Below are 13,786 nucleotides of genomic sequence, written 5' to 3' on the forward strand. Positions count from 1 at the left end.
ATAGAAGAATTGTACCTTGGAACATTAAAAAAGAGCTACCACAAACTTACTTGATTCTATTTTTAGATAAATCTCCTGTTAGACCTTTAGAATTATAAAGAATACTTTAAGTTTGAATAGAAAGAACTAATTATGATATATGCTTTCTTTGATTTCAAGCGCTTTTCCCGATAAAGTAAAAAATACCCAGCTGTTAAGTTTTCTTTAAGAAGTATGACGTATGATGATTAAATAGATATATTAAAGTTTTAATTAAAACATAGATAAGATTTAACGAAAAAATCATCTCAATGGGAGAAATGATCTATTGTGGGTAAATTCAAGTTAAAGTTATCATTTCTTATTGTTTGTATGACAATAATGATTGTACTGGCGACATCTGGTGTTAGTATTTGGAGTAGCTATCAAAGTTTTAACGAAATTTTGATGGAAAATAATCATGTTATGCAAGATACATACGTAAAGGGATCTTCCGCAATTAAAGACGGCTATCTAGAAGACTCGAAGAAGGAAGATATTACATTAGAACCATTTTTGGAACAGATAGCTTCTAATGAACCAATTATTCCTTTTAGCCTGTTTCTTAAAAAGGTTATTGTCCCTATCCTTTTAGTCATAGCTATAGTAGTGGTGCTCGCTATATGGCTTGCATTAAAAATAGTACGCCCCCTAAATGAGCTTTCGACCATGATAGAAGTTGGCGAAAACGGGCAGGGGAACGGACATATTGCTGATTGGTATGATGAAGCAAAGTTGCTGAAAAAAAACGTACAAAATATGATGATTTGCGCAGAAAGTAAAATTACTGATTTAACGGATCAATTAAATTTAGACTCATTAACAGGTATTCCGAATCGTAGAATAATGGATCAAACTCTCAATGAATTAATTATTAATAAAGTTCCGCATGCAGTTATCTTAATTGATCTAGATGATTTTAAAAGTATAAATGATACGTATGGTCATACCGTAGGAGATGAAGTTTTAAAAGCTTTCGCTCATCATATGCAGCTCAATATGGAGGAGCAAGGTATGTGCTTTAGATATGGCGGAGAAGAGTTTATGATTATTTTGCCTTCAAGGAGTATAGATGAAGCGGTAGAACTTGCAGAAAGTTTGCGGGTTAAACAGGCCTTACAGGAAACTGCGTGTGGTAGACCTGTTACAATGTCTGCCGGAATTACTGCTTTTACACCAAATGTACAGAGCCCAAATCAATTGATAGAAATTGCAGATCATGCTCTGTATAAAGCAAAACAGTCAGGGAGAAATTGTTTATGTGTAGTACGGAATATGAGACAAATGATTATTAAATCATGAGTAAAAGCATGCTGGCTTTCTACACTAGCATGCTTTTTTGTCGTCATTCTTGTTCAGAGATAGTTTGAAAAAGAGTTGTTGTTTCCTGCATAGGCAAAACATTTAACTCAGACAATAGAGTACGTTTAAAAGAACGGTAAATTTTTATAGCCTCTGCTCGGTTCCCAATATTAGCATAGTGCTTGATTAATGGCTGGACAGCTTGATCGGAATATGGATTTAACTCTAAAGCTATAAGTAACGAACGTTCTAGGTTTTTGACATCCTGAACTTGTTCATAATAATGGGCTAGTTCTTTCAGTAATTGAGTAAATAATTTATTCATCAAATTTGCTTTACTAGCAATCCATGGGTAGGCCATGGTAGCCATGAATTCTCCACGATAGTCTTGAAGGAGTGCTTCAGCGCTTTCGATATCCAATTTTCCGGTTTGTTCTTTTTTATTCAAAATAATCTCTAAGTCATTAGCGTCACATTGAATATAGTCTAATGTTAAAATATAACATCCGTTCGTATAATCGATTACCTCTAAAAAGCCATATGCTGAAAGGGAGGAGCGAAGGTATGAGACAGTGGTATGCAGTTGAACCCTTGCTTTATTAAAATCAGTATAACTCCACAGATTATCAATAATAGTGTCACGAGGCACAGGGGTATTGAGATGTAACAAAAGTAGTGCAAACAATTCTTTCGTTTTAATAGTCCGCCAATGGAGAGGTTTTCCTTCATAGGAAACAACAAATTCTCCGAAGCATTTTATTTTTAGCAATGGCTCTGAATGAAATAATGTTGGCAATGACGTTATTTTTGGCTGAAGAAGATCCTCAATCCTTTGAATAGTCGTCGCTAAGCGAGATGTTGAAATAGGCTTTAACAGGTAATCAATGGAATGTAGTTCAAAGGCTTGAACAGCATAGTCTCGGTAGGCTGTAACAAAAACAATGTAGATGCTATCATTCCACGATTTTAATAGTTCGGCAATGTCTAATCCATTCATACTTGGCATTTCAACATCTAGAAATGCTACTTGAAAGTCCAAGCTCGGCCCCTCTGTAAGGAGATCTTTTACAGATGTAAAAGTTTTTATAACCTCAATCCTATCAAATTTTTGCAAGTGTTTCTCCATACTAATAAGTGCTAAAGGCTCGTCGTCCATCAATATCGCCCGAATCAAAATAAAAAACACGACCTTTCATTTCAGTCTAGAGGTTATTAGATTGAGATATCTATCCTTTGTATGGATATGTGGATATTTGCTACTGAGATGAATTGTTCAGTGATTGTATGGTAGCAGACATATTTAGTTTCTATGCATGTTGCCACGTTTACTTTACGATTTGAAAATGTTTTTGAATTCTTTTATTGCCCTTAAATAGTAAATATCTATATAAAAAATACTAGTCTAAACGATGGATTTTTTCCATCTAATTGGACAATTTGCTAAAAAAATAATCGAAATTGTATAATTTTCCGTTTTTATAGTAATAATTCCTAATATCAGGCAGACAGTCCTGAGTTATTAATTTGTAAGCTTATTGTTGCTTGCATACTAGATTATTTGACTCTAGCGTGCTAACAGCAGACTTGCAAAAAATAATAAAATATTGGAGGTATTACTAAACATGAAGAAGAAAGCTTTAGCTTTAGCAGTAACATTGACAGTTAGTTTGAGCCTATATGCCAGTCCTTCCTCTGCGAAAGACAATTCCGGCAATATTCTATGGGCACTCCCTCAAATTTATAATTTAACCGTTGGAGAATTTCAACAATTGGCAGAAATGGATTCGTTTTGGTTTTATCCAGAGCAAGATTTAGTGAAAGACACATCTAATACAGAAAAAACATTGGAAGATGAATATGTCATTAAAGGCGGTGACACATTATTTTCAATCGCACGTAAAAACGATATAACAGTAGATGAATTAAAAGTATGGAATAACCTTGGTACAGATTTGATTTTTGCTGGTGAATCTTTAGCTATAAAAGCTTCGGCAGCTAAACCAAAACCTAAAACATCCGAAGCAGTTTCAACAAGGGTTGCTTCAACAGCAAAAACGAAACCTGCGAGCGCTCCATCAAGTGGATCTGGTAGAACGTTAACAATGCGTGCTACAGCCTATACTGCCTATTGTGAAGGATGCTCTGGAATTACAGCGAATGGAACAGATATTCGATCCAATCCAAATTTAAAGGTAATTGCGGTTGATCCTCGTGTCATCCCGCTTGGCTCAAAGGTATGGGTAGAGGGATATGGTGAGGCGATTGCAGCTGACACGGGTGGAGCTATTAAAGGAAATAAAATTGATGTCTTTATTCCTACCGAGGGACAAGCTCTTCAATGGGGCGTCAAAACAGTAACCGTCAAAATTTTAGACTAAAACATGAAGGGATTTCTCATAGGAGAGATCACTTTTGTGCATGTAACGACCTCGGAAAATTAATAAGAAGTGCATAAGTATTGATTAACTTGGAAACCATCAGAAATAGAGGAGGTATTTTTATGAAAAAAATTAGCTTAATTAGCCTTTCTTTATTAGTTTTAGTTGGTGGTTGTAGTTTCTTTGATAAGAAAGAAGAAAAAGTACAAGTAAATGCATCATCCCCTTTAACAGCTACTGCAAAAGTCGTTGGTGCAAATAACGAAAGTTATGGGAATGCGTATTTTCAGGAAGAAGATAATGGTGTAATGATGACACTGGCATTATCAGGCCTACCACCAGGTACACATGGAATTCACATTCATGAAGTAGGGAAATGTGAGCCCCCTAAGTTTGAATCGGCTGGTGCGCACTTTAATCCGACCAACAAAGAGCATGGAAAGTTAAATCCAAATGGTTATCATTTAGGGGATTTACCTAATCTAGAGGTTGGTGACGATGGCAATGTCGATTTGAATTTCTTAGCAGAAGGGCTAACATTACAAAAAGATCAACCAAATTCGTTGTTTGACAGTGACGGAAGTTCAATTGTTATTCATGAATCGGCAGATGACTATAAAACAGATCCAGCAGGTAATTCAGGTTCAAGAATTGCTTGTGGCGTTATTCAGTAAAAGAGAAACTGTATCCAATCATCATTGGATACAGTTTTTTAGTTTTTGTTATTTATATGATCTTATAATTTTCTTTCCTAATAGGGGATTAATCAATTAAGGCTATTTATTTGATTACATTGATAATCGCTGTTCCTTTTTTGGGGGATTTGATTGAAATATCTGTGATACAGGATTATATACTTGTAATCACAATGATCATACAAATGACAAAACGGGTGTGACTGTATCGTAAATTTTTGATGTAATACAATAGTAGTCTGCTCTATTAATAGCTGGCCCTCGATTTCGGTCAGGTGTTAATAGGCAGACTTTTTTATTATTGGGAATTAAAAGGGGTTTTTTGTAACTTAATCGTTCTAAAATTGAGATTGATTTTATATTTGTAATGCATAATGAGTATAATTTATTGCATTTTATCGAAGTCCTATTGTATAATTCTTTTATCAGAAAATTCAATTAAATAAAAGAGGGGTGATACAATGGGTAAATTGTTGAATTCAAAATTTGAGACATACTTAATGGATCAAGAATTTGACCGTAAGGAAGAGGAAGAAAGAAATGAGGAGTCATTAGCAATCGTGCAATATGAGGAATATCCAGAAGGATTTTTTACAAGTTTATAATAAATACTTGATGGGCTATGTTGAAAGAGATAATAACTTTTAACATAGTCCATTTTTTGTGTGTCCTTGCAATTTTAAGTGCATATAAATTTATTAAGTCACTTCATATTAATGGGTCTTACTGCGTATATACTTTTATAAAATAGATTCATGTATAATGAGAAACAAAAATGCGTATAGAGGTGTCGTTATGTCAAAAGCTATAACATTAGAAGAAACAATGTATCAATGGTTTGAACATTTTCACAAATACCCTGAAGTGAGCTGGAAGGAGTTCGAAACGACAAAAAAATTAGCGTCAATCTTAGACGAATTGGATGTTTCCTATCGCTTGCTTGGGGATGTACCTGGATTAATTGCAGAAATTGGAGCAGGTGAAGAAGTTGTTGCGGTTCGTGCTGATATTGATGCTTTATGGCAAGAAGTGGATGGGAAATGGCAGGCCAATCATTCTTGTGGTCATGATGCTAATATGACTATGGTGCTTGGGGCATTATTACTACTTAAAGATCAACCATTACAACATCGCGTCCGTTTTATTTTCCAGCCTGCCGAGGAATTAGGGAATGGTGCAGTTGCTGCTTTTGATCGAGGAGCTGTAGAGGGGGTATCCCATTTATTTGGTGTACATTTAAGACCTATTGAAGAGCTACCGCTTGGTAAAGTTTCACCAGCTATTCATCATGGTGCTGCCTATTTCCTAGATGGGACTATTCAGGGAATTGACGCTCATGGAGCGAGACCGCACCAAGGGAAAAATGCTATTGATGTCATTATGGCTGTTCAACAAATGCTAAACAGTATTCATCTATCGCCTTTTGAGCCACATTCTGCAAAGTTAACAAAAATAATAGCAGATGGCGGTAGTACAAATATTATTCCAGGGAACGCTAGTTTCTCGATGGACATTCGAGCACAGCATAATCAACAACTTGAATTACTTCGTAACAAAATTGAATCTGGCTTAAAATCAATTCAGCAACAATTTGAGATTGATATGGATTGGAAGTGGCTTGATTTCACACCAGGCGCGGAGGTTTCAGCAATTGCTGCAAAAATGGCGAAAGAAGCAATTGTTCAAGCATTGGGCGAGGAATATTTAGCAGATGAAATAACGACGCCAGGCAGTGATGATTTCCATTTTTATACCGTGAAGAAGCCAGAATTAAAAGCGGCAATGATTGGAATTGGGGCAAACTTAACACCAGGATTACACCATCCTAAAATGACATTTGATCGTAGCGCATTAATCGATGCTGCCAAAGTACTTGCTTGCGTATTAGAAAAAAAACCTGAATAAAAAAATATTTTTTTAGCTATATGAAAAATGCAATAATTTTTTCATATAGCTTTTTTTGCATGAACATCTTTTGAAATGCATGGATATTCAAGGGTTTGCGGAGCTTTTTATTGCTACTTGAAAGCGTTTTATTGCCCTAAAACAAAGGGATTTGCTAGAGAAGCATAATTTTTTTGCGTTGACTTTTAATTTTTTGAATATTAAGCTAAAAAACGTAAAAAATTATTTGCGTCGTTGAAAAACCGAAAAGGGATTTGGTGCAAAAAAAGGGGATGGAAAAATGAAAAAGGATATAAATGCGGGCTGGGCACTACTAACTTTTGCAATTATGATTATTACAATGTTGATTACAGTAGTTGTTTTAGAGCAAAGTCCTCACGTACCTCTTCTTGTCGGCACAACTGTAGCAGCAATTGTTGCCAAAATGCATGGATACAAATGGTCGGAAATTGAAGAAATGATGTATAAGGGGATACGTTTGGCATTACCTGCCATTGTCATTATTATTTTGGTAGGTTTGACAATTGGAGCATGGATTGGCGGCGGGGTCGTAGCAACGATGATTTTCTATGGCTTAAAGCTAATATCTCCAGCATGGTTTTTAGTGACAATTATGATATTATGCTCGATCGTGTCATTAGCTATTGGTAGTTCGTGGTCGACGATGGCGACAATCGGCGTCGCAGGCATGGGTATTGGTTTAAGTATGGGTATTCCAGCGGCTATGATTGCCGGTGCGGTTATTTCAGGTTCTTACTTTGGAGATAAAATGTCACCATTATCAGATACAACGAATCTGGCAGCTGGTTTAACAGGTACAAATTTATTTGAACATATTAAGCATATGCTTTATACAACAATTCCAGCGTTAATTATTTCACTTGTTGTTTTCGGATTTTTGGGCAGAAAATTTGCAGATGTTTCGATGAAATCGGAAGAAATTTTAACAACGTTAAAAGTGATGGAAGAAAGCTTTGTTATTTCTCCTTTACTATTACTTGTACCAGTGGGTGTTATTGTTTTAGTAGCTAAGAAAGTACCAGCAATTCCAGCTTTAATTATTGGGATTGTATCAGGTTTCTTACTACAAATTTTTGTACAAGGTGGTTCGGCTGCAAGTGCTGTACAAGCATTACAAGCTGGATTTGAAATCTCGACAGGCAATCACATGGTTGATGATTTATTTAACCGTGGTGGTTTAGATTCTATGATGAATACGGTTTCAATGACCATTGTGGCGATGACTTTTGGTGGTATTTTAGAGTATTCAGGGATGTTGAAAGCTCTTATGAATGTAATCGTGAAATTTGCTAAATCTACGGGGAGTCTTATTGCTTCAACAATTGCAGCGTGTGTCACAACGAATGCAACTTGTTCAGAGCAATACATTTCAATTGTAGTCCCTTCACGGATGTTTGCAGGTGTCTATCAGCAACGAGGCCTACATTCTAAAAATCTATCTCGTGCTTTAGAAGATGGGGGAACATTAACATCCGTTTTCTTCCCATGGAATACTTGTGGTGTGTTCATTTTAGCGACATTGGGTGTAGGCGCTATGGAGTATGCACCATATGCCATTCTTAATTTCATGGTACCTATTATTTCCATTATCTATGGTTATATTGGTTTTGCTATTGTTAAATTAACGCCAGAAGAAATGGCGGAAGCAGAGAAACGTAAAAAGGAACAAGAAATGGAAAACACTGATAATATGGTAATGGTTGATTAATCATATGAATTCTCGTAGATGCTTAGCATTTACGAGAATTCCTTTTATATAATTGGTTAATAGGTGGCGAAATTTAATTCATAAATGGTGCGAGGTCGACCCTGTTGATGTGTCATTTCTTCGCCAACGACCTTAGCATACCCTTGATCTACTAGTTTTTTTATAATACGCTCAGTTGTACGTCTAGTAACCTGTAGGTATTCTGAAAGATTCTGCGATGTAAATTGTGCGGATTGCCTTTCATGACTAAAATTGATGATTTTAGAAATATTTAATGGACTTAAGCTTGTATTTTTGGCCATTTTTAATACATAAGGATCATCTGTTTTTAAAGATAATTTACCTTCTGATTTGGGAAAGGGACCTAAAAGGTTTTTATGTTCATCTAGAATATAAATTTCAAATGGTTTCGAAAATGTTAAAGCATGCTGAGCATTTTGGGTGGCTTCTAACATGGAGTGCCCATACCCGAAGGCTAGTTTAAATGGTATTTCAATTTGTTTAATAAGCTCTTCTAAAGTTTCCTTTTCGAGTGCATTTTGTAAATGGCCAGCAGTTGTATAAAGCTCAAAGCTTTGTGATGAAATTTGTTTATATGTTGAAAAGGTAGCCTTCGCAATTTGATTTAAAATAGCTGAATCAAAGGAAGAATCCGTAGGGAATTCTAAAAATCCAACTACGGCCTTAAATGATTCCGATTTTGTTAAAAGTGATTTTGATCTGGTTTCTTCGAGACATTGAATAATAGAATTCGTGGCATCTATCATGCGCATGGCAGGTATTTGATGTGCTTGTAATGTATCAAAAACACTGTGGATACTTGTAATTACGAAATCTATGCTTTTGGTATTCCACAGCGCAATGTGACGCTTTAAAATATTTTCTGTTGGTTCTGTAATAGAAATATGTTGAATATGTGGCTTCGAACCCTTATAGTCAATTTCTGTTAAAACGTTATCTACAAATGCTGGATTCATTACATCAATTGAAATTCTATTGATCGGTATAGCATGTTTAGCTACTAGTGATAACAGAGTTGTAGAGATAGTTGTTTCATCTTGTTTTATATAATTCCAAGGTATTGGTATTTCCGATAGGAGAGGCTGAGCATGTAAAAAGGGTAATGTACCTCCGAATAAAAGAGCATCACAAGGTTTAATTTGCTTCATTAAAATTGGCGCCTCAGAGGGGTGGTTGTATAGATAAAATTCTAATTGAATATTGTCTATATTTTGTGCGATACTAATAATACGCTTCATAAATGCTTTAGAACAAATAATCGCTATTTTCGTAGACATGGGCATCGTTCCTTTTCTATTTTTTTAAATATTTAGCGACGTATTAGCGACGTATATAACGACAAAGGAGACTGATTATTATGAAAATCCAACAAGTAGAAATTTATGCTATACATTTACCGCTAATTGATCCATTTATTATTAGTTATGCTACATATGATACAATGCCTTCTATTATTTTAAAAGTAACAACTGATACTGGTATTGTAGGTTATGGTGAAGCGGTTCCTGATGAACATGTAACGGGGGAAACATGGGAAAGTACATATGCTGTGCTTCAACATCATCTTGCACCTGCTGTTATTGGTGAAGATCCAATGGCCTTTGAAAAATTGCACGATAAAATGAATAAGATTGTAAAAGATGTTCCGGCAGCAAAGGCAGCTATTGATATTGCTTGCTTTGATATTGCTGGGAAAGCATTGGGGGTTCCAGTATATCAGCTTTTAGGTGGGCGTTATCATGAAAAATTCCCTATTACACATGTGTTAAGTATTGGAACGCCCGAGGCAATGGCTGAAGAGGCTGCGAAGCGTGTAGAGATGGGGTATCGTTCATTTAAAATGAAGGTAGGTACAGAGGTAATCCGTGATGTTGCTCGTATTAAAGCAGTCAGACAGCAAGTAGGTGAAGATATCGCCATCCGAGTAGATGTCAACCAAGGGTGGGGGAATGCTGCAACTACATTACAGGGCTTACGTGCGATGAAGGATTTAAATATTGATTGGTTAGAGCAACCCGTTGATAGTGAAGATATCGATGGAATGGTTGAGATTAAGTCAAAATCTGATGTACCTCTAATGATTGATGAAGGAATTCGAGGAGTACGTGAAATGCGTGAAATCATCGCCAAGCGTGCTGCGGATAAAGTAAATATAAAATTAATGAAATGTGGAGGCATCTATCCTGCAATGAAGCTAGCAGTTATGGCAGAAATGGCTGGTATTGAATGTCAAGTTGGTTCCATGGTAGAGTCATCTGTTGGCTCTGCGGCAGGTTTCCATGTAGCATTTTCTAAAAAAATTATGACAAGTGTTGAATTGACAGGGCCATTGAAGTTCTCAAAAGATGTGGGTAATCTTCATTATGATGTTCCTTTTATCTGTTTAAATGAACAACCGGGTCTCGGTATTGATGTAGACGAAGCTGTTATGAAGGAATTGTGTAAGTTTTCAACTGTTGTCACAGCCTAAGGAGGCGAAACATGGAAAAAATATATGAAGGTATGCTAGGGGAGACTCCATACTTTGTCACAGAGTTAGCAATTCAACATTTACAACAAATCGAAGACTTGCAGGTGGAGGTATATGAAGCTTTAGCTGATAAAAGCATCTTACAGCCATTGAGCACCGAGGAATTCGAATATATTCTATGTGGACAAGGTATGATGATAGGCGCCTATGCAGGTGAGAAGTTGATTGCCTTCCGTGCCCTATTAAACCCTCCTATTGATGAGGAACATCTTGGGTATGATTGTGGAATTCCTGAGAGTGAATTTAATCGAGTTTTGTATCAGGAGATTTCTAATGTTTCACCAAAGTACCGTGGCTATGGCTTACAAAAAACATTAGCGACAATAGTGATGAGTAACATCGATGTGGAAAAATATGATTATGTATGTTCTACAGTCAAGCCATTTAATATTCCGAGCTTAAAGGATAAGTTCGCTCAAGACCTCGTTATTAAAGGATTAAAAATTAAATATGTAGACAAACTACGTTATATATTCTTTAAGGATTTACGTCAAGAGATCCCTTTATTGACAGAAAAACAAGTGATTAACATGGAAGATACAGCGGCTCAACAGCAGCTTTTGAAGCAGGGCTTTCTTGGCACGTCTATGTATGCCGAAAATAATGATTGGTTTGTAGTATACGAAAAATAACATACAAAGCCTTAGCTTTCACATGAATTTGTGGAAGCTAAGGCTTTTTTGTCTTGCTACTATTTCATCATTGGGCAAAATCCGCAAGCCATTAATCCTGGTATATCTTTCGAAAAACAACACGATTTACGGACAGGGACATTGACTAAATTTGTTGGACTTAGACCCCCTGTATATTGTGCCCACCAAGATTTATTAGAGAAGCGTGCCCATGTTTTTGGGTCCTCCAATATTTCTATATCGTCCATTGCTTGATCGGCTAAGCCAGGGTTCGATAGTAAAATATGATAATGCCATAGTAAATAGCCAAAGAAATTTTCCCATATAGTAAGAGGGGAGATTGAAGTTACTTTTCGAAGTTGTTGAACAATCACATGACCATCGTATAGAATTTTTTCAATGACCACCTGACGTTCATTTTCCTCAACATAGCGCCAATCATTTGGATTAACAAACATAGCGACTGTAAAGCTGTTGAATTCCTTGGCAGCATCGAAGCGTAATTCAATTGGCTTTCCATCCCACACTTCGTCATAAGCGGCGAGCATATAAAGTTGCATAGCAAAAAACATCCCATAGCGGCGTGCGAAGTGAGAAATAGCGGCAGTTTCCGTAGCGGCGTCCGTGATACCCATCATGAGATTTAAAAAATCAGGATGGTAAAAGTCTTTATGTATATCAGCTAAAGTAAATAACGTTCGCTTTGGTTCTGTTGTATAAATACTATAGGAGTTTAATTGTTGAACTTGATCCATCGTTAAAGCTGGCATGATGATCCCCTTTTCTTAAGAGCTTTCGTAATTCAATTATAAAGTAATCATTTTTGCTTCACAAATGGAATGCCATATAGTAAAATACATTAAACATATAAGAAAGGTGGGTTTTGAAGTGTCATTGCCTCATGCAATTCCTAGACCGCTGGTACGACTTAATCAATGGGCGATACTGTTAAGTGTGATCGCCACATGGGTTACAGGAATCATATGGATTTTAGCCATTCCATTGGTTGCAAATTTATTGGGCGTCTTCTTTAACTATAACCCCATTATTCGGTTTGGGAGGTTGTTTCTTAAGAAAGCTCCATCTACCTATATACCAGAGGATGCACAGCAACAAAAATTTAATGCGAGTATAGCTAGCTTTTGTTTAACGGGTGGCTTGTTAGGCTATCTATTAAATTGGCAGGTAGTAGGTCATATCTTTACGACAATGGTAGCAATAGCTTCTTCCATTGCTATAGCAGGTTTTTGTATAGGTTGCTTTTTACATTTTCAACTGAAGCAATGGCAGTACCGCCGTTCGTTAAAAAAATCTTTTTAAAAAATTATTAGATTATTGTTGACAATTTAATTGATAATGATTATCATTATCGTATAAAGATTATTCCTCCACTACAATACAGTGTAGAGAGGATGAACTTTAGCTACTTTTCTCCAGAAGTTTGCTAGTTCATGATTACGCTCCTAAAACCCCCCTCATTTTTTGGGAACGTGAAAATCTCAGACGACTCTTTCTATTATAGAATGGAGTCGTCTTTTTTTGAATTTATCTGTAGGGCAAACGTTTCGATTTTCATACAACCAAGAAAACACAGCCCATCAAAATGAGCTGTTAGGAAGAAGGCGTTTGTTGGGTGGTACTTTTTCTCCCAAAAATCATTGTGTAATAACTGTGCAGTAGCATTCCGACAACAATGACGCCTAGACCTGCCAAGGCAATCGAGTTAGGGAATGGAATACCTAATAATATTACCTCACCAATAATGACAAAAAGAATTTCTGTTGACTGTGTCGCTTCAACCGCTGCTAGTTTGCCCTGATGATCTTTTACACGATCTGTTGCAATGAAAAATAAAATAGTTGCTATGACGCCTGAACTAATACCCACAAGTAATGATTGGAATAACTGGCCTGTTGAAGGTAGGCCAACTGTGAACAGGGCATAAATAGCCATGATAATCCATGCTGGCATGGAAGCGATTGTCATACCAAGAACACGTTGGAAGGTATCAATACGCCCTCCACAGACGTCCATCATTTTACGATTGCCGAGAGGGTAAGCAAATGCAGCGACGATGACAGGCAAAATCCCTAGCATTAAACTTTTAAATGAAACCGATTGTGCCTGAGGTATTTGGATTAGTAAAATACCTACTAATATGACACATGAGATTAGAAGAGAAACGAATGGTATTTTTTGACGCACTTTTTTTCCAGCAATAACAGTCATAAAGAGTGGAGCTAATAATACACCTGCAACAATGGTAAATTGCCAAGTGCCAGAAACCAACCAGCCTGGGCCAAATGCAGCGGCATAGGTTAACGGTGCATAGAATAAGACAAATCCTACAAAGCTCCAAAGAAGCCAAGCTGTAGGCTGTGCTTTTATCTCAGTAGATAATTGTGAAAAGCCTCTGCGATAAAACACAATGATAAGTAAAAAAGGTAGCATGAAAAAATAACGTAATGACGCGCTCCATAGCCAGCTACCACCTTGCATTTCCATGGCATGATTTAAAATAAATGTTACAGCAAAAAAAAGGGAAGCTACTATGCCTATAGCAATTTCTTTCATTA

At 36.4% G+C, this 13,786-nt stretch carries 13 protein-coding genes; 9 read left to right on the forward strand and 4 right to left on the reverse strand.

Going from position 1 to position 13,786, the window contains the following annotated elements; all coding sequences use genetic code 11:
- The first annotated feature begins 309 nt into the window (after window positions 1–309).
- Window positions 310–1,320 carry a GGDEF domain-containing protein gene (locus KVT27_RS18460; protein ID WP_036122638.1) on the forward strand — a complete coding sequence of 337 codons (1,011 nt, stop codon included), beginning with the start codon at window positions 310–312 and terminating at the stop codon, window positions 1,318–1,320.
- A gap of 43 nt (window positions 1,321–1,363) precedes the next feature.
- On the opposite strand, the gene KVT27_RS18465 is transcribed toward KVT27_RS18460, so the two are convergent.
- Complete coding sequence (locus KVT27_RS18465; RefSeq protein ID WP_254636195.1) at window positions 1,364–2,476, reverse strand: response regulator; 1,113 nt, start codon at window positions 2,474–2,476, stop codon at window positions 1,364–1,366.
- Window positions 2,477–2,942: 466 nt separating this feature from the next.
- Between KVT27_RS18465 and KVT27_RS18470 the strand changes: the two genes are divergently transcribed.
- The 5 genes from KVT27_RS18470 (at window position 2,943) to nhaC (ending at window position 8,027) form a co-directional block, all read left to right on the forward strand.
- Window positions 2,943–3,698: a 3D domain-containing protein gene (locus tag KVT27_RS18470; RefSeq protein WP_036122645.1), complete on the forward strand. Its 756-nt coding sequence runs from the start codon at window positions 2,943–2,945 to the stop codon at window positions 3,696–3,698.
- A 122-nt stretch (window positions 3,699–3,820) separates the two neighbouring features.
- Entirely contained in the window at window positions 3,821–4,372 is a 552-nt protein-coding gene (locus KVT27_RS18475; RefSeq protein WP_217581743.1) for a superoxide dismutase family protein, read from the forward strand.
- A gap of 482 nt (window positions 4,373–4,854) precedes the next feature.
- On the forward strand, window positions 4,855–4,998 hold the full coding sequence (locus tag KVT27_RS18480) for a hypothetical protein (RefSeq protein ID WP_008176247.1): 144 nt from the start codon (window positions 4,855–4,857) through the stop codon (window positions 4,996–4,998).
- A gap of 190 nt (window positions 4,999–5,188) precedes the next feature.
- Entirely contained in the window at window positions 5,189–6,298 is a 1,110-nt protein-coding gene (locus KVT27_RS18485) for an amidohydrolase (protein ID WP_036145408.1), read from the forward strand.
- A 280-nt stretch (window positions 6,299–6,578) separates the two neighbouring features.
- The gene (gene nhaC, locus KVT27_RS18490; RefSeq protein WP_025115547.1) at window positions 6,579–8,027 is read left to right on the forward strand and encodes a Na+/H+ antiporter NhaC; all 1,449 of its coding nucleotides are present in this window, start codon (window positions 6,579–6,581) and stop codon (window positions 8,025–8,027) included.
- Window positions 8,028–8,083: 56 nt separating this feature from the next.
- On the opposite strand, the gene KVT27_RS18495 is transcribed toward nhaC, so the two are convergent.
- Window positions 8,084–9,325 (reverse strand): hypothetical protein, encoded by a 1,242-nt coding sequence (locus KVT27_RS18495; protein ID WP_036122652.1) that lies wholly within the window; start codon window positions 9,323–9,325, stop codon window positions 8,084–8,086.
- An 80-nt stretch (window positions 9,326–9,405) separates the two neighbouring features.
- On the opposite strand from KVT27_RS18495, the gene KVT27_RS18500 reads away from it, so the two are divergent.
- Together KVT27_RS18500 and KVT27_RS18505 are read left to right on the forward strand one after the other, a co-directional pair.
- Window positions 9,406–10,518 (forward strand): mandelate racemase/muconate lactonizing enzyme family protein, encoded by a 1,113-nt coding sequence (locus KVT27_RS18500; RefSeq protein ID WP_036122656.1) that lies wholly within the window; start codon window positions 9,406–9,408, stop codon window positions 10,516–10,518.
- Window positions 10,519–10,529: 11 nt separating this feature from the next.
- Window positions 10,530–11,210, forward strand: coding sequence for a hypothetical protein (locus KVT27_RS18505; protein ID WP_036122658.1), 681 nt, complete (start codon window positions 10,530–10,532; stop codon window positions 11,208–11,210).
- Window positions 11,211–11,269: 59 nt separating this feature from the next.
- On the opposite strand, the gene KVT27_RS18510 is transcribed toward KVT27_RS18505, so the two are convergent.
- Entirely contained in the window at window positions 11,270–11,980 is a 711-nt protein-coding gene (locus tag KVT27_RS18510; RefSeq protein ID WP_036145415.1) for a hypothetical protein, read from the reverse strand.
- Window positions 11,981–12,098: 118 nt separating this feature from the next.
- On the opposite strand from KVT27_RS18510, the gene KVT27_RS18515 reads away from it, so the two are divergent.
- The gene (locus tag KVT27_RS18515; RefSeq protein ID WP_036122662.1) at window positions 12,099–12,530 is read left to right on the forward strand and encodes a DUF4395 domain-containing protein; all 432 of its coding nucleotides are present in this window, start codon (window positions 12,099–12,101) and stop codon (window positions 12,528–12,530) included.
- Between the two features lie 291 nt (window positions 12,531–12,821).
- On the opposite strand, the gene KVT27_RS18520 is transcribed toward KVT27_RS18515, so the two are convergent.
- The gene (locus KVT27_RS18520; protein WP_217581744.1) at window positions 12,822–13,784 is read right to left on the reverse strand and encodes a DMT family transporter; all 963 of its coding nucleotides are present in this window, start codon (window positions 13,782–13,784) and stop codon (window positions 12,822–12,824) included.
- Window positions 13,785–13,786: the final 2 nt, after the last annotated feature.

The organism is Lysinibacillus sp. GbtcB16, from assembly GCF_019091145.1.
In the GTDB taxonomy this organism is placed as follows: Bacteria; Bacillota; Bacilli; order Bacillales_A; family Planococcaceae; genus Lysinibacillus; species Lysinibacillus fusiformis.